General features: G+C 64.2%; 25 protein-coding genes. 11 read left to right on the forward strand and 14 right to left on the reverse strand.

Annotated elements, in window-relative coordinates:
- Window positions 1–19: 19 nt before the first annotated feature.
- The 3 genes from FJ943_RS11740 to FJ943_RS11750 form a co-directional block, all read right to left on the reverse strand.
- A complete protein-coding gene (locus tag FJ943_RS11740; protein ID WP_140665129.1) occupies window positions 20–1,108 on the reverse strand; it encodes a hypothetical protein in 1,089 nt (362 codons plus the stop codon).
- Window positions 1,109–1,426: 318 nt separating this feature from the next.
- Window positions 1,427–1,816 carry a cytochrome c family protein gene (locus tag FJ943_RS11745; protein ID WP_015316043.1) on the reverse strand — a complete coding sequence of 130 codons (390 nt, stop codon included), beginning with the start codon at window positions 1,814–1,816 and terminating at the stop codon, window positions 1,427–1,429.
- A 130-nt stretch (window positions 1,817–1,946) separates the two neighbouring features.
- Window positions 1,947–2,558, reverse strand: coding sequence for a thymidine kinase (locus FJ943_RS11750; RefSeq protein WP_140617670.1), 612 nt, complete (start codon window positions 2,556–2,558; stop codon window positions 1,947–1,949).
- A gap of 262 nt (window positions 2,559–2,820) precedes the next feature.
- On the opposite strand from FJ943_RS11750, the gene FJ943_RS11755 reads away from it, so the two are divergent.
- From FJ943_RS11755 to choV, 3 genes are all read left to right on the forward strand, one after another.
- Entirely contained in the window at window positions 2,821–3,756 is a 936-nt protein-coding gene (locus tag FJ943_RS11755; RefSeq protein WP_015316045.1) for a choline ABC transporter substrate-binding protein, read from the forward strand.
- A gap of 135 nt (window positions 3,757–3,891) precedes the next feature.
- Window positions 3,892–4,746, forward strand: coding sequence for a choline ABC transporter permease subunit (choW, locus tag FJ943_RS11760; RefSeq protein ID WP_140665124.1), 855 nt, complete (start codon window positions 3,892–3,894; stop codon window positions 4,744–4,746).
- Entirely contained in the window at window positions 4,743–5,924 is a 1,182-nt protein-coding gene (choV, locus tag FJ943_RS11765) for a choline ABC transporter ATP-binding protein (RefSeq protein WP_015316047.1), read from the forward strand. Before choW ends, choV begins: the two co-directional genes overlap by 4 nt.
- 112 nt (window positions 5,925–6,036) lie before the next feature.
- Here the strand turns inward: choV and FJ943_RS11770 are convergent, their stop codons facing one another.
- Together FJ943_RS11770 and FJ943_RS11775 are read right to left on the reverse strand one after the other, a co-directional pair.
- Entirely contained in the window at window positions 6,037–7,446 is a 1,410-nt protein-coding gene (locus FJ943_RS11770; protein ID WP_140721663.1) for an ATP-binding protein, read from the reverse strand.
- Window positions 7,443–8,159, reverse strand: coding sequence for a response regulator transcription factor (locus FJ943_RS11775; protein ID WP_015316049.1), 717 nt, complete (start codon window positions 8,157–8,159; stop codon window positions 7,443–7,445). The genes FJ943_RS11770 and FJ943_RS11775 overlap by 4 nt, the downstream gene beginning before the upstream one ends.
- Before the next feature lie 272 nt (window positions 8,160–8,431).
- Between FJ943_RS11775 and FJ943_RS11780 the strand changes: the two genes are divergently transcribed.
- The 4 genes from FJ943_RS11780 to clpS all read left to right on the forward strand — a co-directional run bounded on the left by FJ943_RS11780 (window position 8,432) and on the right by clpS (window position 9,973).
- On the forward strand, window positions 8,432–8,731 hold the full coding sequence (locus FJ943_RS11780) for a hypothetical protein (RefSeq protein WP_015316050.1): 300 nt from the start codon (window positions 8,432–8,434) through the stop codon (window positions 8,729–8,731).
- Window positions 8,732–8,768: 37 nt separating this feature from the next.
- Complete coding sequence (locus FJ943_RS11785) at window positions 8,769–9,062, forward strand: hypothetical protein (protein ID WP_140617674.1); 294 nt, start codon at window positions 8,769–8,771, stop codon at window positions 9,060–9,062.
- 161 nt (window positions 9,063–9,223) lie between these two features.
- Window positions 9,224–9,538 carry a hypothetical protein gene (locus FJ943_RS11790; protein WP_140617675.1) on the forward strand — a complete coding sequence of 105 codons (315 nt, stop codon included), beginning with the start codon at window positions 9,224–9,226 and terminating at the stop codon, window positions 9,536–9,538.
- 129 nt (window positions 9,539–9,667) lie between these two features.
- On the forward strand, window positions 9,668–9,973 hold the full coding sequence (gene clpS / locus FJ943_RS11795; protein ID WP_015316053.1) for an ATP-dependent Clp protease adapter ClpS: 306 nt from the start codon (window positions 9,668–9,670) through the stop codon (window positions 9,971–9,973).
- Window positions 9,974–10,075: 102 nt separating this feature from the next.
- Here the strand turns inward: clpS and FJ943_RS11800 are convergent, their stop codons facing one another.
- The 4 genes from FJ943_RS11800 to FJ943_RS11815 are packed head-to-tail and all read right to left on the reverse strand — an operon-like array spanning window position 10,076 to window position 16,994.
- Window positions 10,076–12,148, reverse strand: a complete 2,073-nt coding sequence (locus FJ943_RS11800; protein WP_140721666.1) for a hypothetical protein — start codon at window positions 12,146–12,148, stop codon at window positions 10,076–10,078.
- Between the two features lie 57 nt (window positions 12,149–12,205).
- Window positions 12,206–15,028 carry a DUF4159 domain-containing protein gene (locus tag FJ943_RS11805; RefSeq protein WP_140721669.1) on the reverse strand — a complete coding sequence of 941 codons (2,823 nt, stop codon included), beginning with the start codon at window positions 15,026–15,028 and terminating at the stop codon, window positions 12,206–12,208.
- On the reverse strand, window positions 15,025–15,990 hold the full coding sequence (locus FJ943_RS11810; RefSeq protein WP_140617678.1) for a DUF58 domain-containing protein: 966 nt from the start codon (window positions 15,988–15,990) through the stop codon (window positions 15,025–15,027). The genes FJ943_RS11805 and FJ943_RS11810 overlap by 4 nt, the downstream gene beginning before the upstream one ends.
- Window positions 15,990–16,994 (reverse strand): MoxR family ATPase, encoded by a 1,005-nt coding sequence (locus tag FJ943_RS11815; protein ID WP_023770308.1) that lies wholly within the window; start codon window positions 16,992–16,994, stop codon window positions 15,990–15,992. The genes FJ943_RS11810 and FJ943_RS11815 overlap by 1 nt, the downstream gene beginning before the upstream one ends.
- 157 nt (window positions 16,995–17,151) lie before the next feature.
- On the opposite strand from FJ943_RS11815, the gene FJ943_RS11820 reads away from it, so the two are divergent.
- The 3 genes from FJ943_RS11820 to FJ943_RS11830 are packed head-to-tail and all read left to right on the forward strand — an operon-like array spanning window position 17,152 to window position 19,672.
- On the forward strand, window positions 17,152–17,781 hold the full coding sequence (locus FJ943_RS11820; RefSeq protein ID WP_140721944.1) for a DUF1285 domain-containing protein: 630 nt from the start codon (window positions 17,152–17,154) through the stop codon (window positions 17,779–17,781).
- On the forward strand, window positions 17,781–18,413 hold the full coding sequence (locus tag FJ943_RS11825; protein WP_140721672.1) for a CoA pyrophosphatase: 633 nt from the start codon (window positions 17,781–17,783) through the stop codon (window positions 18,411–18,413). The genes FJ943_RS11820 and FJ943_RS11825 overlap by 1 nt, the downstream gene beginning before the upstream one ends.
- A complete protein-coding gene (locus tag FJ943_RS11830) occupies window positions 18,410–19,672 on the forward strand; it encodes a CCA tRNA nucleotidyltransferase (RefSeq protein ID WP_140721675.1) in 1,263 nt (420 codons plus the stop codon). Before FJ943_RS11825 ends, FJ943_RS11830 begins: the two co-directional genes overlap by 4 nt.
- 6 nt (window positions 19,673–19,678) lie before the next feature.
- On the opposite strand, the gene FJ943_RS11835 is transcribed toward FJ943_RS11830, so the two are convergent.
- The 3 genes from FJ943_RS11835 to hemF all read right to left on the reverse strand — a co-directional run bounded on the left by FJ943_RS11835 (window position 19,679) and on the right by hemF (window position 21,524).
- Entirely contained in the window at window positions 19,679–19,864 is a 186-nt protein-coding gene (locus FJ943_RS11835; protein ID WP_015316061.1) for a DUF1059 domain-containing protein, read from the reverse strand.
- 187 nt (window positions 19,865–20,051) lie between these two features.
- Entirely contained in the window at window positions 20,052–20,312 is a 261-nt protein-coding gene (locus tag FJ943_RS11840; RefSeq protein ID WP_015316062.1) for a DUF1344 domain-containing protein, read from the reverse strand.
- A 297-nt stretch (window positions 20,313–20,609) separates the two neighbouring features.
- Window positions 20,610–21,524, reverse strand: coding sequence for an oxygen-dependent coproporphyrinogen oxidase (gene hemF, locus FJ943_RS11845; RefSeq protein ID WP_140617679.1), 915 nt, complete (start codon window positions 21,522–21,524; stop codon window positions 20,610–20,612).
- 167 nt (window positions 21,525–21,691) lie between these two features.
- Here hemF and FJ943_RS11850 point away from each other — a divergent pair, with 167 nt between their 5' ends.
- On the forward strand, window positions 21,692–21,949 hold the full coding sequence (locus FJ943_RS11850; protein WP_023770299.1) for a hypothetical protein: 258 nt from the start codon (window positions 21,692–21,694) through the stop codon (window positions 21,947–21,949).
- On the opposite strand, the gene soxR is transcribed toward FJ943_RS11850, so the two are convergent.
- Together soxR and FJ943_RS11860 are read right to left on the reverse strand one after the other, a co-directional pair.
- On the reverse strand, window positions 21,946–22,392 hold the full coding sequence (gene soxR / locus FJ943_RS11855; protein ID WP_140721677.1) for a redox-sensitive transcriptional activator SoxR: 447 nt from the start codon (window positions 22,390–22,392) through the stop codon (window positions 21,946–21,948). The genes FJ943_RS11850 and soxR overlap by 4 nt on opposite strands.
- A 130-nt stretch (window positions 22,393–22,522) precedes the next feature.
- On the reverse strand, window positions 22,523–22,981 hold the full coding sequence (locus tag FJ943_RS11860) for a tRNA (cytidine(34)-2'-O)-methyltransferase (protein ID WP_140721680.1): 459 nt from the start codon (window positions 22,979–22,981) through the stop codon (window positions 22,523–22,525).
- Window positions 22,982–23,244: the final 263 nt, after the last annotated feature.

Consider the following 23,244-nt stretch of genomic DNA (forward strand, 5'->3'; position numbering starts at 1 on the left):
GCACCGATGCGCGCGGCAATTATGACTGCACGTAGTTGGCCGAATTGTGCTTCTTCAGCACCTCGTCGAAGCGGCGGGCAAAGGCATCGTCGGCCAGCTTCTTGCGGCGCTGGATGTCGGCGCTGGCGACCATGTTCTTCTCGTGCATCTCCAAGAGATCGCCGATGTGCTTCTGCGAGGCGGCGCCGATGCCGGCCATGGTTTCCTCGGCCGTGTTGTCGACCTGGCTGCCCAGCGTGTTGATCTTGTGGGCGACGTCCTGCTGGGCGGCGGTCTTCAGCGAGTCCTCGAGCGCCTTGTAGAGCACGATGCGCTGTTCGGTATCGATGGTCAGCTTGTTGATCAGCGTCGACTGCGCGGCGATCTGGTTGTTGAGCGAATCGACGAAGGTCTGGAACATCGAAGTATAGCGCTCCAGCGTCTGGCTTTCGGCCAGCAGCTCCTGCTCCTTCGCCTGCTTTTCATTGTATTCGGTGGCAAGCTTGGAACGCTCGCCCTCGAGCTGCGTGCGGTCTTTCTGGCTGGTCGAGGCGGCGATCCTGTTTTCGATGTCGAGCAGCATCGGATTGAGCTCCTCGATGCGCTTCTGCACGGTTTCGAGGTTGGTCATGGTGATCTTGCGGCGCTCGATAACCTGCGACAGGCTGGCCTCGGAGGTCTTGTAGCGCTGGTCGAGAATTTCCTTCTGCGCCTTCAATATGCCGACGATGGTATCGGACTTGGCCAGCAGCTCCTGCAGGTTGCCGGCGAGCGACATGTTGCGGACGCGATCGGTGCGCATGCGCTGCTTGCGCTGTGCCGAAAAAACGCCGACGAAGTTTTCCCAGCCGGTATAGTTCTTCATGCTCTCGAACTCGGCGCCGAAGACGTTGGTGGCGTCCTCCAGCCCGATGATCAGGTCGGCGATGTTGCCTTCCATCACCTTCTGCTGCTTCAGTACATCCTCAATGCGGGCGTTCTCGATGTCGAAATTGGCGTCGCCGATCTTCTTGTCGGCGGTTGCGAGCGTGTCGAGCACGGTGCCGGATTGCTCGATCTTGGTGCGCATGTCCTGGACGACCTGCTTGGTCTTGGCAATTTCGGCATCGAAATTCTGCAATGTCGCCATAGGGGCCTCCCGCTTCGGCTTCCGCTCGCTGGTTGCGAACAGCGGCGAATATATGTGGGGTATCAGGGGATTGAAAGACGTGAAGACAGTGCATGGCGCGAAAACAAATATCCGGCCGAACCCTTGAAAGCCAGTGGAGCCGTGGTCATGACGTGATCAACTGGCAGGCCAAGCCTTGTTCAGCTGATTTTGAACTTTGATGCCGGCAAAGCAATCAATCCACGCGGAAGCGAATGGCTCCTAAACTCGACAACAACTGGCCATTTGCAGCCCCACCGGCGGCACAAGTCGGCCCGTCCGACGACGAACGGCGTCTGCTCAGGGTTTGGGGTCGGCCTTCAGATAGGCGACGACGTTGGCGATGTCGTCGTCATTGCTGAGGCCGCCAAAGGCCATCCTGTTGCCGGGCACCTTCAGCTTGGGCGATCTGAGGTATTCGGCAAGATTTGCCTCGTCCCAGACGAGACCGGCAGCACCCGCGCTCTTCATGGCGTCCGAATAACGGTCGAGGAAGCTTTCGGCGGTTCCCGCCTTGCGGCCGACGACGCCCATCAGATGCGGGCCGACCTTGTCGCGGTCGGACGCCGCCTCATGGCAGGCCATGCATCGGTTGAAAACATGTTTGCCCAGCACAGGATCGCCCCCGGCCCGGGCGGTAACGGAGGTGGCAAGCAAAAGAAGGCTGGCGGACAAGACGGCTCGAAGCATGGCTGACCCCGGGAGGCTCTGGCTGAGGGTGGGAAAATAGGGCGCTGACCTTGACAAAGGCACCATAGAACGGCGCGGCCGACAAGAGGTGGCAGCCAGCTACCCACGCCGACGCCCCAGCGAGCCCCATTCAGCGGCTGATGAAGCCGATGAAGTCGTCCGGTGCCGCGCGGCCCATTTCCTCTTCCCAATGCCGGCGGCAGAGCGAGACATAGACGTCCTTGCCGATCGCCACCTGTTCGCCCTGCCTGGCCACCTTGCCGTCGGGACCGAGGCGCACGACCATCGTCGCCTTGCGGCCGCAGCGGCAGATGGTGCGCACTTCGCGCAGATCGTCGGCGATCGCCAGCAGCGCGCGCGAGCCGGGAAACAGCTTTCCCTGGAAATCGGTGCGCAGGCCATAGCACATGACCGGGATGTTGAGCCGGTCGGCGATGCGGGCAAGCTGCCAGACCTGCTCCTCCTCCAGGAACTGCGCCTCGTCGACAAAGATGCAATGCACCGCCGTGTGCTGGTGATGCTCGGCGACGCGGGCGAACAGGTCGTCGCCGTCGCGGAACATCTCGGCTTCCGTTTCCAGCCCGATGCGCGACGAGATCAGGCCGGTGTCACCCTTGCGGTAGTGGCCGGCGACGAACAGCATCGTCGTCATGCCGCGCTCGCGGTAATTGTACGACGCCTGCAACAGCATGGTCGTCTTGCCGGCATTCATCGTCGCGTAGTGGAAGTAAAGCTTGGCCATGCCGCTCTTTTAAGCCGACTTGCCAGGCCTCGGGGAGGGGCAGGCGCCGCATTCCCCTGAAAAAGCCGCCATTGCCGAGGCAGATTGCGCTTGGGCTCGGCGCGGAAAGCGTCAGCTGTGTCGCTGATGGGCCAGCCAGCGCCGTTGATCGTGATTGTCTTAGCGCTTGAAACCACTCCAGAATGGTGTTTGGCTGACGAAACAAGGCGGGCACAAAAACCGTAACTTCGCTTCGCCAAAGAATCGAAATGGGAGAATACAGATGTCGCGCATGAATTCCTTCGTCGCCGGCCTGGGCCTGGCGGCTTTCCTGTCCACGAGCGCCGCCTTCGCCGGCGATCCGGCAAGCTGCAAGGCGGTTCGCCTCTCCGATGTCGGCTGGACCGACATCCAGGCCACCACCGGGCTGGCCTCGGTGCTGCTCACCGCGCTCGGCTACGAGCCGCAGGTGATCCAGCTCTCGGTTCCGGTGACCTATGCGTCGCTGAAGAACAAGGACCTCGACGTCTTCCTCGGCAACTGGATGCCGTCGATGACCAATGACATCAAGGATTATACGGCCGACGGTTCGGTCGAGACCGTCAGCCAGAACCTGGCCGGCGCCGGTTACGGCATCGTCGTGCCGACCTATGTCGCGGATGCCGGCGTCAAGTCGCTGACCGACCTCGGCAAGTTCAAGGACAAGTTCAACGGCAAGATCTACGGCATCGAGGCCGGCAATGACGGCAATCGCATCATCCTCGACATGATCAAGAACCCGAAGGACAATCTCGACGGGTTCGAGCTGGTCGAATCCTCGGAGGCCGGCATGCTGACGCAGGCCGAGCAGTCGATGAAGAGCAATGAGTGGATCGCCTTCCTCGGCTGGACGCCGCATCCGGTGATGGGCGCCATGAAGATCACCTATCTCGACGGCATGGGCGACAGCGGTTTCGGCGCGGCCACCGTCTCGACCAATGTGCGCAAGGGCTACATGAGCGAGTGCCCGAATGTCGGCAAGTTCATCGCCAACCTGAAGTTCAATCTGGATATGGAAGGCCAGATGATGGACGCCATCCTGAAGGGCAGCGATGCCAACAAGGTGGCAACCGACTGGTTGAAGAAAAACCCGGATGCGGTCAAGCCGTGGATCGCCGGCGTGACCACCTTCGACGGCGGCGACGCTGCGGCAGCGGTCAAGACCGCGCTCGGAAGCTGAGCCGACTTTGATTTCGGCGTGACCGAAACAGAGGGCAGTCTTTGTGGAAAAGGCTGCCCTTTTTCGTATCCTGTGACAAGATGACGTCGCGACAGTACGGGGCCGAAGGCAGAGCTCTGGCAAACGAGGGGTGAGATGGATCCGATTTCCAAGTTCATGGTCGATCACAAGATCCCGATCGGCGCCTGGGGAAAGGCGTTCTTCGGTTTCCTTACCGACAATTTCGACACCGTCTTCAGGGCGTTCTCGAATGGCCTCAATTTTCTGCTCGACGGGCTGGTCAACATCCTGCTGATGGTGCCGCCGGTGCTGCTCGCTTTGGTGATTGCCGTCATCGCCTGGCTGCTGCAGCGTTCGCGCCCGCTCGCCATTGGCGTTTTCATCGGGCTGATCTTCATCATCAACCAGAACCTTTGGAAACAGACGGTGCAGACGCTGGTGCTGGTTGTCGCGGCGGCGGCGGCGGCGATGGCGATCGGCGTGCCGCTCGGCATCTGGGCCGCGCACAAGCCGAAGGTTTATCGCATCATGCTGCCGGTGCTCGACCTGATGCAGACGCTGCCGACCTTCGTCTACCTGATCCCGGTGCTGACGCTGTTCGGTCTTGGCAATGCGCCCGGCCTGATCGTCACCATCATCTTCGTCATCCCGACCGCGGTCCGGCTCACCCATCTCGGCGTCGTCTCGGTACCGAAGTCGATCATCGAGGCCGGCGAGGCCTTCGGCGCCACCAAGAGCCAGCTGTTGTGGAAGGTCGAGCTGCCCTCGGCGCTGCCGACCATCATGGCGGGTCTGACGCAGTCGATCATGCTGTCGCTGTCGATGGTGGTGTTCGCGGCCCTGATCGGCGCCGGCGGGCTCGGTACGGAAATCAACCGGGCGCTCGGTTCGCGCCGCATCGATCTGGGCCTTGAGGCCGGTCTCGCCATCGTCGTGCTCGCCATCGTGCTCGACCGGATGACCCGCATTGGCGTTGGAGGCAAGAAATGACCGTCGCCGTCGATTTCAGGAATGTCGATATCGTCTTCGGCGCCGACCAGGCCGGCTCGCTGGCGATGATCGACAAGGGCGCCACCCGGGCCGAAATCCTCGAGAAGACCGGCAATGTGCTCGGCTGCGCCGGCGCCAGCCTCACCGTGCATGAAGGCGAAATCTCGGTGCTGATGGGCCTGTCCGGTTCGGGCAAGTCGACGCTGCTTCGCGCGGTCAACCGGCTCAACGTGGTGTCGCGCGGCCAGGTGCTGGTGAAGGACGGTGACCGCACGGTCGATGTCGTCACCTGCGACGAGCCGACCCTGCGGCGGCTGCGCCAGAAGCAGGTGGCGATGGTGTTCCAGCAGTTCGGCCTGCTGCCATGGCGCACGGTGGAGGAGAATGTCGGGCTCGGCCTCGAACTCGCCGGCGTGCCGGACGCCGAGCGCAAGGAGCGGGTGCATCGCCAGCTCAAGCTGGTCAATCTCGACCAATGGTCGAACAAATACGCCCATGAGCTGTCGGGCGGCATGCAGCAGCGCGTCGGCCTGGCGCGTGCCTTCGCCACCGAGGCGCCTATCCTGTTGATGGACGAGCCGTTCTCGGCCCTCGACCCGCTGATCCGCACCAAGCTGCAGGACGAACTTCTGCAGCTGCAGGCGGAATTGAAGAAGACCATCATCTTCGTCAGCCACGATCTGGAGGAGGCACTGAAGATCGGCAGCCACATCACTATCATGGAGGGCGGCCGTATCGTCCAGACCGGCGCGCCGGAAGACATCGTGCTGCGCCCCGCCAACGATTATGTCCGCGACTTCATCGCCAATGTGAACCCGCTCTCGGTGCTGACCGCCTGGAACGTGATGCGCGATCGCCGCGATCTCGAACAGGGCAAGGACGGCTGGGTGTGGCTCGACCGGCGCAAGACGACGCGCTTCAAGATCGACGAGCACGGGCTGGTGGCGGCGGCCGAGCGCGACGGCAAGCCGGCCGTATGGGTGTCCTGCGCCGATGTCGAGGGCCAGCCGGAGGAGTTGGCGCAAGTGTTCTGGGCCAATCCCGGCACCTCGCTGAAGACCGTGATGCTGGCCATGCACCGGTCGCAGACCGCACCCGTGGCGCTGTTCGACGACCAGTCGCGCTTCGTCGGCGCGATCGGCATCCGCGACGTGCTGAGCGCGGTGCTGCGGCGCTGATGCATGTCGCCCAAAAGTGACCTCGGTTTTGGGAAGACGACATGCACAAAAACGAAGACTGAAGCGCGGCGCCTGATCCGCTTCGGCGCGACGCGCTTCAGGCGGCTATGTCCTAAGCCGCCATCGGCAGGCGCAACTCGGTCAGCAGGCCGCCGTCTGGATGGTTGGATAGGCGCACTTCGCCGCCCGCCGCGCGCGCGATGTTGCGGGCAATGGTCAGCCCCAGCCCGAGACCGCCGGTCTGGCGGTTGCGGGACTGTTCGAGACGCACGAAGGAGCCGAAGACGGCGTCGATCTGGGCCTGGGGAATGCCCGGTCCCTCGTCACGGATGGCCAGCGTGATCGTGCCGTCCAAGCGGCTGAGGCTGAGATGCGCTTGCTTGCCGTAGGTGACGGCGTTCTGCACCAGATTGGTGACGCAGCGCTTGAGAGCCACCGGCCGCGCCATGCAGATCAGGCCTCGCGAACGGACGTCGTCATTGTCGAAGGACACGGTCTCGTAGCTGTCGGCGACCGATTCGACGAGCGACCAGAAATCGATCCGTTCGGCCTTCTCTTCCGTGACCTCGAATTTGGCGAAGTCTATCACGGAACTCGCGATGCTTTCGATGTCGGCGAGATCGTGGGCGAGCGCCTGGCGCGCCGGTGATCTGCGCAACAGCTCCAGGCGCAGCCGCATCCTGGTCATCGGCGTGCGCAGGTCGTGCGCGAGGGCCGCCGCCAGGTGCTCACGATCCTCGACATATTCGCGCAGCCTCGCCTGCATGGCGTTGATCGCCTTGGCGGCGGCGCGTACCTCGCGGCTGCCGCTCTCGGCGATCGGCGAGCTCTTGAGGTCGTTGCCGATCCGGTTTACGGCGGTTTCCATCATCCGGTAGGGCGCGGTCAGCCGGCGCAGCGACCAGATCGACATGATCACCACCAGCCCCGCGATCAGCGAATAGAGCGGCAGGCTATCGACGCTCAGGATCGGGCCGACGGGCGTGATCGGTTCGGTGAAATTCAGCCATTGGCCGTCGGCGAAGCGCAGCGAAGCCGTCAGCTTGTCGCTCTGGGCGAAATCGGCGGCCAGCACCAGAAGATCCCGCTCCACCTGGCCGATCTCGGGTCCCGGTGCCGCGCCGCCGGCATCGTCGGCTTCGCGCGTCGCCGGATCGCGCCGCACGCGCGCGTCGGTGATACCGAACTTGGACAATCGGCCGACGAGAATGTCTTCCAGTTCGGCCAGTTCGTCGTCGCCGGCGATCGAGGAGGTGACGGCGGGCGTGTCCGAGACGGTGAGCGCGTAGGTGGAGTTGAACAGCCCGGTCGCCGTCGCCTTGCGCTCCTCCGGCGTGGCGTCGTGCATCAGCTGCACGAGCGAGAAGGCGCGGTCGTTGAGGCGGTAGAGGTCGACCACGTCATTGGCGGCGGCGCGGTCGCGCGATACGATATAAAGCGTCGCGACCTGACTGATCAGCAGGCCGGCAATGACGATCAGCAGCACCCAGACAGGCAAGGTCTGCGGCAGGAAACGTCTCATTCGGAGGTCGTCTCGGGCAGGAACTGGTAGCCGCCGCTGCGCACGGTGAGGATCAGTTTGGGCGTCTTGGGATCATCTTCCATCTTGCGCCGCAGCCTGGAGACAAGGATGTCGATGCTGCGGTCGAAGGAATAGTCGCTGTCGCCGCCGGACAGTTCGATGAGCTGATCGCGGGTCAGCACGCGCTGGGCGCTCTTGACGAAGGTCTGCAGGAGGTTGAACTCAGCCATGGTCAGTTCGACCCTGACATCGTCGGGCGCGGTCAGCCGCCGCCGCGAGCAGTCCATCGTCCAGCCGGCGAAGTGGTAAATCTGCTTGGTGGTGGCGCGCTTGGGCTCGGCGGCGCCATTGCGCCGAAGCACGGCGCGGATGCGGGCCAGCAATTCGCGCGGGTCGAAGGGTTTGGGCACATAGTCGTCGGCGCCCATCTCGAGCCCGACGACGCGGTCGGTCGTCTCGGTGACGGCGGTCAGCATGATGATCGGCGTCGTATACTGGGCGCGGATGTCACGGCACAGTTCCAGCCCGCTCCTGCCGGGCAGCATCACGTCGAGCACGATCAGATCCACCTGCGTGCGGCGCAGGATGGTTTCCATCTCGGTCCCGTCGGCGGCAACCGAGGTGTGCAGGCCCCGCTTCTGGAAGAACTCCTGAAGCAGGTCGCGAATGCCCTTGTCGTCGTCGACGATCAGTATGTGTGTCTCGGATTTCACAGCTGCCCTGTCTGGTTTGCCGGCCACGCCATTCTTGGCTGGTGAGCCACACGATAGGATTCGGGCCGTATGTTGGCCAGTGCCTTGCTTTTCAAGGAAGAATGAATTCCGCCTTCTCCACAACGGCCAGCTTGGCGTGGCCCGGCCAGACACAATCCAGAAACAAAATTCTACAATCGGGAAAAACTCCTGAAAAGGTAGGCCGGCATAACGGTGCCGTGGCGGTCAGGTCATCGGCTGCGACGCTAGTCTCCGGGTTCACGGATAAACCGATGCCAAGATTGTCGATCAGTTTGTTGGGAGTTTTGCTGGGCCTTGGCCTGCTCACTGCCGCTGTTGACCAATCAGACGCAAAGGCGCCGCTGACCCGGAGCGAACGGTGCGCCAATCTCAGCCACCAATTTGATGAAGCCCTCGAAACCCATGCCACGGCAACGCAGGTCACCGCGGCAAAGGCACTTCAGAGAAAGGGTAACCGGTACTGCGCCGCCAAGAAACAGGCGCAGGGCATCCGGATGCTCGCCAATGCTTTGAAGTTGCTTGGAGTGACACCGAACGACCCGGTCCAGTGACACTCAAACGACCCGCACAAAAAAGGAAAACGAAGCCATGAAAAAATCCCTCCTGTCCGCCCTTGGTCTCGCCGTCGCTCTCGCCTTCTCGATGCCCGTTCTCGGCAACGCTGCCGCGACCACGACCGCTGCCCCGGCCGCTGCCACCACGACCACCGCTCCGGCTGCTGCCGCGACGACCACTGCTCCGGCCAAGGCCGCTCCGAAGAAGGTCGCCAAGAAGACCGTCTGCAAGGTGACCAAGAAGCACAAGTGCCCGGTCAAGAAGGCCCCCGCGATGGCGGCTCCCGCGAAGGCGGCCCCGGCGAAGGCTGCTCCCAAGAAGCCCTGATCAGCTTCGAGGTTAGTTCTAGCAAGGCCGCCCCAGCCGCAAACCGGCTGGGGCGGCCTTCTGCCAAGGCATGATCGAAGAGCTGAACGCCGGCGGCTTCCAGCCACGCATCTCGATCGTGCTTAACCCGTTTGCAATGCCGGCCCTGTAGGACAATCCGCATGAAGAAGCGGCTTTCGTCCATTTTTCGCTCCATGGTGATTGGCGGCCTGGTTGCCACCGGCGTGGCCAGGGTGCTGATTCTGCTCACCGCCAGCCCCGTGCCGGACCCTGCAAGCGGGCGCACCGAGCCTTCGCTGTTCGCACCGGCGATTTCCAGCAACTGGGATTACATCACGCCGGTGCAGGCATGGCTTTTGATCGTGCTCGCCGGCGTGACGCTGATCTGTGTAGCCGGATGGCCGATCGCGGCATGGCTGGAACGCCGGGCGGATGCCGAAGCAACGCGCCGCGTCTTCGGCCGTCAGGGCCGTTGAACCGCGACCGACAATTCCCCACATGATCCTGAAGGACCGGGCCCGCCCGCCGACGGTCCGTAAATGGACGATCACTGCCGCCCGTGGCAAAATGCGGACTTAAGCTGATCGCGAAAACAGTCGGTTCGAATGCCTGAAATCACCACAAAACCGCGCACCAAGGTCAAGCCGCAGACAGAGCGGCCGAAGCTCTACAAGGTCATCCTCGTCAATGACGATTTCACGCCGCGCGAATTCGTGGTGACGGTGCTGAAGGGCGAGTTCAAGCTCTCGGAGGACCAGGCGCACCGGGTCATGATCACCGCGCACCAGCGTGGCGTCTGCGTGGTCGCGGTCTTCACCCGGGATGTCGCCGAGACCAAGGCGACACGGGCCACCGATGCCGGCAAGGCCAAGGGCTACCCGCTGCTGTTCACGACGGAACCGGAGGAGTGAGGAGGGGCTCGTCATAGCCTTGGTTTCGACAATTGGCGAAACCATTCGCGACGGCGTCTTTCTCCGCGTCACTACACGGGGAGAAAGAAAGAGCGCACCGCTCTACCGTCCCTCGCGGTACCACATCGAACCCATCGCCAGGAGCAACAGGCCGAGGCCGAGGAAGCCGCCGAACAGCGGCACGCGCGACACGGCCTTGAGCACACTGTCGTCGGTGGTGCGCAGGCCGATCCAGTCGCTGCCCGACGCCTCGCCGGCCGAGCGCACCGGCACGATGGAAGGCAGCGTCACGTCGCTGCCCGCGGCAGACGCCAACCGGCGCACGCTGCCGCCGGTGGCTTCCGCCGGCGCCTTCAGCCGCTCCTGCGTGGAGACGACGTCGGCGAATTCCGGAGCGTTGACCGGTCCGACATGGGCAAGCGCGGTGAGATCGCCATTGGCGACCTGGAAGAGGCCGATCTCGCTGGTCTGGACGCTGCCGAGGAAGACGCCGGGCTCGGACTTGTCGAGCTTGACGGCGAGCGTCTTGCCGGAGGGGGTGATGATCTGCGCCGGGCCGGGATCGTCGGCCATGGTCTGGCGGCGGATCTCCAGCACCATGCCGCGTCCCTCGGCGGTCAGCCGCTCTTCCTCGAGCTCGGGCTCCTTCATCAGCCAGTGGGCGATGCGCCGGTAGAGCTGGACATGCGGGCCGCCGCCCTCGAAGCCGCGCGCCCACAGCCAGCCCTGGTCGGACAGAAGCATGCCGACGCGGCCTTCGCCCTTGCGGTCGAGCAGCAGCAGCGGCCGGTTGTCGGCGCCCTTCATCACCACTTCACCCTGCGGGTTCTGCACGCCGATGGTGCGGAACCAGCGGCTCCAGTGCGGCGGCTCGGTGGCCGAACCGTCGAGGCCGCGCGTCACCGGGTGACGCTGACCGAGTTCGGTGAGGCGGGGATAAAAGGCCTTGTCGACGACCTCGCCGGTCGGCATGGCCGGCAGCGCCGACATCAGCGGCGTGCGTGCGATCGAAGCCTCGCCGGCATATTCGGGACCGGCGGCGATCAGCAGCGCGCCGCCCTTTTCGACATATTCGGAGATGTAATCGTAATAGAGGATCGGCAGCACGTCGCGGTGCTGGTAGCGGTCGAAGATGATGAGGTCGAAATCCTTGATCTTCTCGACGAACAGCTCGCGGGTCGGGAAGGCAATCAGCGACAATTCGTTGATCGGCGTGCCGTCCTGCTTTTCCGGCGGCCGCAGGATTGTGAAATGGACGAGATCGACCGAGGCGTCGGATTTCAACAGATTGCGCCAGGTGCGCTCGCCCGCATGCGGTTCGCCCGAAACGAGCAGAACGCGCAGGTTCTCGCGGATGCCGTCGACCAGCGCGATGGCGCGGTTGTTGGTGTCGGTCAGTTCGCCCGGCTCACGGTCGATGGCAAGTTCGATGATGTTGCGGCCAGCGCCCGGGATGGTCACCTGCAGCGGCATGGCCTGGCCGACCGTGGCATGCTCGACTGAAACCTGCTCGCCATTGACCGAGACCCGCACATCGACCGGTCCGGTCTCGTTTTCGGTCGAGATGACGCGATAGCTCATGTCGAGCGGCTTGCCGACGAGGCCGAAACGCGGCGCGTTCTCGAAACGTATACGGCGGTCCTTCTCATGGTCGTTGCCGGTGATCAGGGCATGCAGCGGGGCGTTGAACTCGGGCGTGCCCGACGGCGTGTCATGCACCTCGCCGTCGGTGACCATGATGGCGCCGCCGATGCGCGAGGGCGGCACGTCGCGGAAGGCGCCTTCCAGCGCTCCGAACAGCCGCGTTTCCGTGCGCTCCTCGGCGGCGTCGGATTTGCCGGCCTCGACGACACGGACGTCGAACTGCTTGAAGCGGCCAAGACGCTGCTGCAACCCGGCCACGGCCTCGTCGGTCTGCCTGGTACGGTCGCCAATGTCCTGGCTCTGGCTGCGGTCGACGACCAGCGCGACGACGCTTTTCAGCGGCTCGCGCTCCTCGTTGAGGAATACGGGGTTGAAGAGGGCGGCGGCGAGCGCCAGCAGGGCGACCAGGCGCAGGACCGAGCCGCGCTGGCGAAACCACAGGCCGACGAGCGCCAGCAGCGCCAACGGTACCAGCACCAGGGCCAGAAGCGGCCAGGATAGAAGCGGTTCGAAGGAGATCGACCAGTTCATGCTTCATCCTCTCCGTTGTGGAGAGAGTTGACCACGGTGGGGAGTAAGAAAATCATCCTATTGTCCCAGCCGTTCGAGCAGGATGGGAACATGCACCTGGTCGGATTTGTAGTTGCCGGTCAACATGTACATCATGATGTTGACGCCGGCGCGCAGCGCGTAGACCCGCTGCATCGGATCGTTCGGCACGGTCGGCAGCAGCGGATCGCCATTCTCGTCGACCGCCCAGGCGCCGGCGAAATCATTGGCGGTGATCATGATCGGCGATACGCCGTCACCGGTGCGCACCGGCCGGTTGTCGGCATTGCTGGCATCGAGCGATGCCTCGACCCAGAGCGGGCTGCCGGCGAAGCGGCCGGGAAACTCGGGCAGGATGAAGAAGGATTTGGTCAGCACATGGTCCGACGGCACCGGCTCCAGTGGCGGCACGTTCAAGTTGCCGAGGATGTCGCGCAGCCGCTCGGTCGCCGGGCTGGTGGAATCGGCACCGATGCCGTTGGCGAACTGATCGCGGGTGTCGAACAGCACGGTGCCGCCCTGCTGCATATAGGCGTCGATGCGGGCGATCGCGGCCTGGCTTGGCATCGGTGCCGCCGGATCGATCGGCCAGTAGATCAGGGGATAGAAGGACAGTTCGTCCTTCGAAATGTCGACGCCGGCCGGCGCCCCCGGTTCCAAGGCGGTCTTCTCGATCAGGAAGCGGGTCAGACCCTCGAGCCCGGCGCGGCTGATCGAATCGACACCCGGGACGCCTGTCAGCACATAAGCGATGCGGGTTTTCGAAATCGCCTCGATAGCAACCTGGTCGCCCGGCTTGGCATCATCGGCGCGCGCGACATCGGCATGGCCGAACAGTGCGCCAAGCGCGATCAAGACAGCGGCTGTGGTGGCGCCCGCACCGGCACGGCGGGGCCGGCGCGAAAACAGGCCGCCCATCCACAACACCGCCAGCGTGTCGAGCAGCATCAGCAACAGAGCCGCCGCGACCAGCGCGCCCTTCAGGTTGCGCGATTCATCGAAGGCGTACTGGACGGTGGTAACCGGGACCGTCACTTGCGGGCGCGCCAGCGGGGCGAAGGTGCTTGAGGCGTCGAGCAGATTGTGGGCGAAGACGCCGGTTTCCGAGCCGTAGAGGCCAGGCGGGTTCTCGAAGGTGACCGGCAGTGGTCCTGCGCCCGGCACCAGCGGCCGTGCATCCGGTGTCGGCGGCACCAGCGAGCCGTCGGCCGCGATCATCCGATAGGGCGCCAGCGACGTGGCTGCGGCTTCGGCATTGGCGATCGCCGCGCCCTGGTTGCGCGACAATTGCACGATGCGGCGCAGCATCTCCACGAAACTGCCCGAGATCGGCAGGTTCGACCACGTCGCCTCGGGGGTGACATGGAACAGCACCAGCGTGCCCTTGCCCTTCTTCAGCCCGGTCACCAGCGGCGTGCCGTCGGCGAGGGCCGCCCAGGTGCGCTCGACGATGTCGGGTGTCGGTTCGGCCAGCACCTGCCTGGTCACCGTGACCTCGGTCGGCGGCGCCAGGTCGGCGAACGGGCCGGCCTTGGGAAATTCGGTGACCGGCTGCGGCGAGGTCCATGACAGCGCGCCGCCGAGCGAACGCTCGCCGGTGCGCAGGCGGACCGGCAGCAAATCGTCGTCATTGCCGGCGGCGGCCAGCCGCGAGCCGGCGAAACGCACGAGCGTGCCGCCATTGTCGACCCAGTCGACCAGTCTTTGCCGGACCTGTGCGGGAATGGTGCCGATATCGGCCATGACGATCATCGCCGGCTTCTGGTCGAGGATCTGCGGGATGGCGTCGGCGAGATCGGCGCTGGAGGGCTCGACCAGATCGGCGAAGGGCTGCAGCGCGCGCCTGATATAGTAGAGCGGCGACAGAAGCGGCTGCGCCTGGTCGGCCTCGGCTTGCGACAACAGCCCGACGCGGCGGCGTTTGGAGCTTTCGTCGAGCACGCGCACGGCACCTGCATGCCGTTCGCCATCGAGCGCGATCGACGCGAAGTCGTTGCGCAATTCGAACGGCACCGCCATGGTGCCAGTGGCCGTGGCTTCGCCCGGCGCGAAGGTTAGGGTCGCATCGGCGATGCGGCGGCCCTTGTCGTCGAATGCGCCGGCGGTGACCTGCGCCGGGGCGGGGTCGCCGGGCGCGCGGATGGCGGTCAAACCAAAGCCATCAACCTGGTTTTCGGCTGATGTCAGGCCAGTCAGCGACAGCCGGTCGGCCACCGCCCAGACGATTCGGGCGGCATTTTTCGACAACAGCGTGTTGAAGGCGGCCTCGTCGCCCTTTGCCGCCAGGCCATCGGCCAGCACGGCGACGCTGGCGCCAGGCAAGGTTTCCAGCATGCCGGCGACGCGCGCATAGACGGCGGGCCGGTCGGTGGGGATCGGCCGCGGCCTGGCGGCGCGCAGCCGGTCGAGCGCGGCGGCGGCATCGAAGGGGCCGATCTCGGCATTGGGCTTTTCGGCGGTGAAGGCGATGATAACAGGCACGCCGTTCGAGCCGGCGTCCTTGATCAGCCGCTCGGCGGTGGCGACGCGCTTGTTCCAGTCGGCGGCACTCGCCCAATCATTGTCGATGACCAGGGCAAGCGCGGCACCCTCGGCCGGCAGCTTTTCGCGCGGGTTGAACACCGGTTCGGCCAATGCCGCGACGACGAGGGCGGCCATCAGCAGCCTGAGCAGTGTCAGCCACCAGGGGCTGCGCTGCGGGGTTTCCTCACGCCTCAGCACGCGGGCCAGGATCTTCAGCGGCGGGAACACCTCGGTCTGCGGCTTGGGCGGGGTGAGCCTGAGCAGCCACCAGATCACCGGTAGCGCCAGCAGGCCCCACAGCACCATCGGAGCGCCGAAGGAGAGCGGCAGCCAGCTCATGCGACCGCCTTTCCAGGCTGATCGCCCTTGGCGATCAGCCTGGGCTGATCGCCGGCAATGATACCGGCATGCCCGCCATCGGCGGTCATCGCCATGTGCAGGCGCACCAGCGCGTCGGACGCGAGCCGGTCGGTGTGGTTGACGGTAAAGCTCCAGCCAAGCCGCTTGCACCAGCCGGCCAGCTCCTGGCGGCGAGCGGTGTAGAGCAGGCGGTATTCATCGGCCAGCATCTCGGCGCGGCCGGCGGTCAGCTTGTCGCCGGTCTCGGGATCGGTGAACTCGGTGCGGCCGGCATAGGGGAAGGTTTCCTCGGCCGGGTCGGCAACCTCGATCAGATGGGCGCGCACGCCATGGCGGGCGAGCACGTCGAGCCAGGCCATGGTTTCCTCGACGGGGTCGAGGAAATCGCTGGCGATGACGATGTCGCAGAAGCGCCTGATGTTGGAGAGATCGGGTTTTGCCGGCAGTTCGCCGGCATGCATGAGCTGGGCGGCGATGCGCTCGGCGCCGTTGCGGGCGGTGAATGGATCGGTCAGATCAGGCCAGGCGATGCGTTCGCCGCTGCGTGACAAAAGCTCGGCCATGGCCAAGGTTAGCACCAGCGCGCGCGATTGCTTGGAAACGCCGGCTCCCGTCGATTTGTAGAGCATGGACGGCGAGGGGTCGGCCCACAGCCAGACGGTGTGGGCGGCTTCCCATTCACGGTCGCGCACATAGGTGTGGTCGTCGCGGGCCGAGCGGCGCCAGTCGATGCGCGAGGCGTCGCCTTCGACATAGGGCCGGAACTGCCAGAAATTCTCGCCGATGCCGCGCTTGCGGCGGCCATGCCAGCCGGCGATCACGGTGTTGACGATACGGCGTGCCTCGACCAGCAGGTCGGGAACCAGCGAAGCCCGCAACCGGCCTCGGGCGAGCGCATCGCGCGTCGCTGCCGGGGCCTGGACTTCGCCGATACGCGCCATCAAATGCCTTTCACAAGTTTCGCCACCACGTCGCGCACGCTGGTGCCCTCCGCGCGGGCGGCGAAGGTCAGCGCCATGCGATGCTGCAGCACCGGCTCGGCCAGCGCCCTGACATCGTCGACCGAGGGCGCCAGGCGTCCGTCGTAGAGCGCGCGGGCCCTGGTGCACAGCATCAGCGCCTGGCTGGCGCGCGGGCCCGGGCCCCAGGCGACATGCTTGTCTGTGTCGGCATTGCCCTGGCCCGGACGCGCCGAGCGCACCAGGGTAAGGATCGCCTCGACGACGCTTTCGGGTACCGGCATGCGGCGGATCAGTGTCTGGATCTCCTTCAGCCGCGCCGGCTGCAGCACGTTCTGGGCTTTCGCGTCCTCGACGCCGGTGGTTTCCAACAGGATGCGGCGCTCGGCCTCGATTTCGGGGTAGAGGATATCGACCTGCATCAGGAAGCGGTCGAGCTGGGCTTCGGGCAGCGGATAGGTGCCTTCCTGCTCCAGCGGGTTCTGCGTCGCCAGCACATGGAAGGGGGAAGGCAGGTCGTAGCGCGCGCCGGCAATGGTGACATGATATTCCTGCATCGCCTGCAGCAGCGCCGACTGCGTGCGCGGCGAGGCGCGGTTGATCTCGTCGGCCATCAGCAGCTGGGCGAAGATCGGCCCGGAAATGAAGCGGAACGAGCGCTTGCCGGTCTCGTCCTGCTCCATGACCTCGGAGCCGAGGATGTCGGACGGCATCAGGTCGGGCGTGAACTGGATGCGGCGCGAATCGAGCCCCAGCACGACGCCCAGCGTCTCCACCAGCTTGGTCTTGGCGAGGCCCGGCACACCGACCAGAAGCGCATGGCCGCCGGCCAGCAGCGCCACCAGCGTACGCTCGACGACGTTCTCCTGGCCGAAGATCACCCGGCCAACCCCGTCACGGATCCTGGAGATGTCGGCAAGTGCCTTCTCGGCCTCGGCGACCATGTCCGTTTCGCTGATCGGGCTTTCCTTGACCATCACGCTCATGCCGCATCGACCCTTTGGTTGGAAATGCCATGGTTTGGAAATGCTGGCCCGCACCATACCATAGACTGCCGCGATTCGGCCTCGCGGAGCGCCTATGGTTGAACTTAAATCACAGACTTAGGCTGACAAGCGGAACAACAGTGACTATTTCGTGACGATGAGCGAACACCACGAACATCGCCAACAAAGCCTTACGCAGGCCACCGAGGCTCGGGGCCTCGAGGCGTTGATCTCGCGCGCGGCTCGCGCAGGCAAGGGCGGGGCGCCGGTCGAGCGCTGGAATCCCGACTTTTGTGGCGATCTCGACATGGAGATCAAGGCCGACGGCACCTGGTTCTACCTGGGCACGCCGATCGGCCGCATGCCGCTGGTGCAGCTTTTCTCCTCCGTGCTGCGCAAGGACGCCGACGGCAGGACCTATCTGGTGACGCCGGTGGAAAAGGTCGGCATCCGCGTCGCCGATGCGCCCTTCGTCGCCGTCGAGATGGATGTTTCGGGCGAAGGCGAGGATCAGGTCATCACCTTCCGCACCAATGTCGGCGACGTGATCGAGGCCGGACCGGAGCGGCCGCTGCGCTTCGTCGACGAGAACGGGACCGGCGGTTTGAAGCCGTATCTGCTGGTGCGCGGCAGGCTGGAGGCGCTTGTGGCGCGGCCGGTCATGTACGAACTGGTCGGGCATGGCGAGGAGATCGAAATCGACGGCATGACGATGTTTTCGGTGCGCTCCAAGAACGCCGTGTTTCCGATCATGCCGGCCGATCAGTTGAAGCGGTTGAGCGAATGATGGACCAGGTCTCTCCGGCGCCGTTTTCGTCGGCGGATTTTCGCGCGCGCTTTGCCGCGCAGCCGGAGGCGCATGCCGGCGGCGACTATGGCGATCACCGCTTCAATCCCGGCCATCCACGCCTCAACCCTGGCAAGCCGCTGCGCAACGCCGCGGTGCTGATCCCGGTGGTCGACAATGACGGCGAGGCGACGGTTCTGCTGACCAAACGGGCCGAAAAACTCCGCAATCATTCCGGGCAAGTGGCTTTCCCGGGCGGCACGATCGATGCGACCGACGCAAGCCCGGAAGCGGCGGCGCTGCGCGAGACCTTCGAGGAGATCGGCCTTGGCCAGGATCGCATCGAGATCATCGGCCGGATGCCCGATTACGTCGCCGGCAGCGGCTATCGCATCGCGCCGGTGCTTGGCATCGTGCGGCCACATTTCCAGCTGACCCTGAACGCGGATGAGGTCGACGCCGCCTTCGAAGTGCCGCTGCGCTTCCTGATGGACGCGGCCAACCACAAGCGCGACAGCCGCATCTGGAACGATCTCGAATGGTTCTTCTACGACATGCCCTATGGCGACCGGCGCATCTGGGGTGTCACCGCCGGGATCATCCGCACACTGTATGAAAGGCTCTATGCGTGAGTGTTTCGATCGCGGGCAGGGCGGACTGGCTCTTCGACAAGCGTCTGCAGCGCCTGCTTGGCGCGCTCACCGAAGGCGGTGAAGAGGCGCGCATCGCCGGCGGCGCCGTACGCAACGTGCTGATGGGCCAGCCTGTCACCGACATCGACATAGCAACCTCTTGCCTGCCGCGGGAAACCATTCGCCGCGCCGAGGCGGAAGGTTTCAAAGCGGTGCCGACCGGTATCGAGCATGGCACCATCACGGTGGTCGCCGATGGCAAACCTTATGAAATCACCACCTTGCGCGCCGATGTCGAGACCGATGGCCGTCGTGCCAGGGTGTCGTTCGGGCGCGACTGGAAGCTCGACGCCGAGCGGCGCGACTTCACCATCAACGCGCTTTATGCGGAGGCCGATGGCAGCGTTGTCGACCTTGTCGGCGGCATCGCCGACATCGAGGCGCGCCGGCTGCGCTTCATCGGCGATCCGGAGGCACGCATCCGTGAGGATTATCTGCGCATCCTGCGCTTCTTCCGCTTCTTCGCCTGGTATGGCGAAGGCCGGCCCGACGCCGAGGGGCTGAAGGCCTGCGCCCGGTTGAAGGAAGGCCTCGCCCAACTCTCGGCGGAGCGCATCTGGTCCGAACTGAAAAAGCTTTTGTCCGCACCCGATCCCTCGCGGGCGCTGCTATGGATGCGGCAGGCCGGTGTCTTGACCGCCGCGCTGTCAGAAAGCGAGAAATGGGGCATCGATGCGATCCACGGATTGACCAGAGCCGAGAAGGATCTGGGCTGGGCAGTGGATCCGATGCTGCGGCTGGAGGCGATGGTGCCGCCGGATGCGGCGCGCATGAAGACGCTTGCGGAGCGGCTGAAATTCTCGACCGCCGAGGCGGATCGCCTGCGCCATTGGTCCATGGCAACCGCCGTCGAACCGAAGACGACCGAGGGCGAATTGGCGAAACGGCTCTATCGCGGCGACCGCCAAGGATTTGTCGACCGCCTGCGGCTTTCGCTCGCCGCGGCGCGGGTGCGGGCCGTCGAAGACAATGAAGCGCTGCTCGAAGCCGGCGGCTTTTCGCGCCTGCTTTCCTTTGCGCTCAAATGGAAAAGGCCCGAATTTCCGCTACGAGGCGCCGATCTGACCGCGCTCGGCGCAACCCCGGGGCCGAAGCTCGGCGAGATCCTCAAGAACCTGGAAGCGGAATGGATCGATGCGAGTTTCACGCCCGATCGCGACGCACTGATCAAGCGCGCCGCGGAGGCACTTGAAGGCTGATGAGGATCAGGCCGCGTCGCGGACCTTCTCAATTCGGGAGCGGATAGCCTCGATCATCGTCTCGCGGATGGTCGTTTCGCCATGTGTCTCACGCATATGCTCGACGGCACGGCGCATCACTTCGGCCTCCTCGCCGGCACGAGTATGCCACTCACAGCCGGGAACCAGCGACCCGCAGTGAAATTCCTTCATCGGATTTCTCCTTTTCCTCCGTGGAGCCTGCGAGGCTCCGGTACTTTTTTGGCTCATGATCCGACTTTTCCGATCATGGGCGGGGGTGAGAACCATAACACAGATGGTGTGATATTGGTTGCGGTCAACGGTGAAAGGGCGGAGCAGCGCTGCTCCGCCCTCTTACGCTAGCCCGGCGGGCAGGCCGTCACTTCACGATCTTGACTGCCTCGGCAACTTTGTCCTTGCCGCTCATGTCCCACGAAATTCTGACCTTCTCGCCGACCTTCAGGCCAGGATCCTTGAAGGTTTGGGGAAGCGTAAAAGACGATCCATTGTCGAGAACCAGGCTCTTGGCCGTCGCATCGAAGCTCTTGACCGTTCCGGTGGTGTGCTTGACGGCGGCGAACGCCACCGAACCGGAAGCAAGAAAGGCAGCCGCGGCAGCGGAAACAATGATCTTTCTCATGCTGATATACTCCTGGGAAAGCGGCCATCCTTTGACGAAGATGATCCGCATCGTCTTCGGGCCGTCCGGTCGCGTCGAGTCGCGGTTCGCCTGTTCCGACGCAATTCCGAAGGGAAAACCGCATTTTCCTGGAATTGCCCTCAGGCAAACCACCGGCGCTTCCCGACCCGAATGCGATAAATAACCCAGCTTTTTCAGATGGATATTAGACGAAAAAGATATTCATTGCGTCACATTCCGCTCCCAGATTCGAACAATGGGACATCAATGCGGCCTCACATCGCGCTCACAATTTTTTTATGGCCAGCGCACCTCCGGCGGCAGGCTGGACAGGATCGAGGCGACATTGCCGCCGGTCTTCAGCCCGAAGATGGTGCCGCGATCGTGAAGAAGGTTGAATTCGACATAGCGGCCGCGGCGAACGAGCTGTTCGTCGCGGTCGCCATCGGTCCAGTTCTCGTTGAAGTTGGCGCGCACGAGGTGGCCGTAGACCACGAGAAAAGAGCGCCCGACATCCTGGACGAAGTTGAAATTGGCATTCCAGCCGCCCTTCTCTTCTTCCGGATGCAGGTAGTCGAAGAAGATGCCGCCGGTGCCGCGCGGCTCGTTGCGGTGCGGCAGGAAGAAGTACTCGTCGCACCAGGCCTTGAATTTCGGATAGTCGGCGACGGCGGCATTCTTCTCGCAAGCGAATTGCATGGCACGCTGGAAGGCTATCGTGTCGGGATCATCCTGGGTGCGGCGGCGGTCGAGCACCGGCGTCAGGTCGGCGCCGCCGCCGAACCACTGGCGTGAGGTCACCACCATGCGGGTGTTCATATGCACGGCCGGAACGTTGGGGTTCCATGGGTGCGCGATCAGTGAAATGCCCGATGCCCAGAAGCGCGGGTCTTCCTCGGCGCCGGGCATCTGCTTCCTGAACTCGGGCGAGAACTCGCCATGAACAGTCGAAGTGTGGACGCCGACCTTCTCGAAGACGCGGCCGTGCATCATCGACATGGTGCCGCCACCGCCCTTGCCGTGATCGCGCTCCCAGGGCGTCTTTTCGAAACGGCCCGGTGACCACGAAGCCAGCGGCCCGCCGAGATCCTGCTCGATCTGCTCGAAAGCGCCGCAGATGCGCTCGCGTAGCGCCTCGAACCAAAGCCGGGCCTTCATCTTCTTTTCTTCGATGTCGGCAGGCAGCCCCGCCGGTATTTCAGGTCGTTCCAAGTGCCGTCTCCGGTTGCGGGGCGGTGAGTCGACAAAAGACTCGTCTTTTCCGGGCGCGATCCCTAATCTCTTAAGGGATAGGGTCAAGTCACTTTGGTTTCGCGCATGATCCTTTCCGAACCCGATCCCGATTTCGGGGTCATGCGCCAGGTGCAAGGAGTTGTTTCGTGCGCACCCCGGCAAGACCGCCGCTGGATGGCCTGAAGAAAAGGCTCGATCAAAGCCGGGCCGAGCGCGCACGCATGCCGCGCGACGGTTTTTTGCGTGAAACCTTCGTGCTGCCGCGTTCGGACGCGCGCCTCAAGGCCAAGGAGTGGTTCGAGCGTTTCCCCAAGCAGGCCTACTGGACCGAGATCGAAAGCTGGTTCGAACGCCCGGGCGATCTGATCGAGTTCACGATAAGGCGGCTGCCAGCCGCGGATTAGCGCTCGGCCAGCAGGCGCCTCGCGCCCGTTCCCTCCCTTGCCAGCCGATCCCCCTTATTGCGAAGCGGGCATTTGTCGATCGACATGCAGCCGCAGCCTATGCAGTCGGTCAAGCCGTCGCGCAGCTTCCTTAGCTGGCTGATTTTCTGGTCGAGGCTATCGCGCCAAGCCGTTGAAAGCAGATTCCAATCCTCGCGCGTCGGCGTGCGGCCTTCAGGTAATGATTCAAGCGCGGCACCGATTTCCGCGAGCGAGATGCCGACCTCCTGGGCAATCCGGATTATGGCCACCCGGCGCAGCACGTCACGGCCGTAGCGCCGCTGGTTGCCTGCCGTGCGATGGCTGCGGATCAGACCGCGGGCCTCGTAGAAATGCAGTGCCGACACAGCCACGCCGCTGCGCGCGGCCACCTGGCCGACCGTCAATTCCGTTACCGGCGCCATTTTCGCACTTTCCGCTTGACCTCAAGTTAAGTTGAGCTTGTAGCCAAGAAAGCCTGACTGTGCAAGCCAAAGGAGAAGGCGGATGTGCGCCTGGGCAAAAATCACCGCTGACGGCGCTGCCGACGATCCCCTATCGGAGTTGCCGGACGGCTTCGCCCGCCACCATGGCCACGGAAAGGGCGACGTTGATGCTGCGCGCGCCGGGCTGCATCGGGATGGTCAGCCGCGCATCCGCCGCCTGATGGACTGGATCCGGCACGCCCGCGGATTCGCGACCGAACAGGAGGATGTCGCGGTCGGTGAAGCTGAAGTCGGTGTAGGTAGTCGTAGCCTTGGTCGACAGCAGCACCAGGCGATCCGCGCGGGCCTTGCGCCACTCCTCGAAGGCGTCCCAGTCGACATGCCGGGTCAGGGCAGCCATTTCAAGGTAGTCCATGCCGGCGCGCTTGAGCGCTTTGTCGGAGAGCGGAAAGCCGGCCGGCTCGATGATGTCGACGCCGAGGCCGAGGCAAGCGGCGAAGCGCAGGATTGTCCCGGTATTGCCGGCAATGTCAGGCTGGTAGAGCGCGATGCGGAGACCAGGGTTCACTTCCGCGTCCTTCTAATAAGTGGCAGATCGGCCACAGCAGCTTCCTGGTTTTGGAAATTCCTGGACCTGCGGGTGGCCATTTTTTTCGAAGTCGGGTATACGACCAGCATTGTCAACCCGAACCGATGGAGGGGTAATTCATGATGGCCATGTACATCCAGCGCCCCACCTGTGGGCTTATTTGCGCCCTGGCGGTTTCGGTACGACGTTTCTCCTGATCTTTTAGACACTTCCGCACCGATTTCCGCCGAAACCATACCCTG

Source organism: Mesorhizobium sp. B2-3-10 (assembly GCF_006442275.1).
Taxonomy (GTDB): Bacteria; Pseudomonadota; Alphaproteobacteria; order Rhizobiales; family Rhizobiaceae; genus Mesorhizobium; species Mesorhizobium australicum.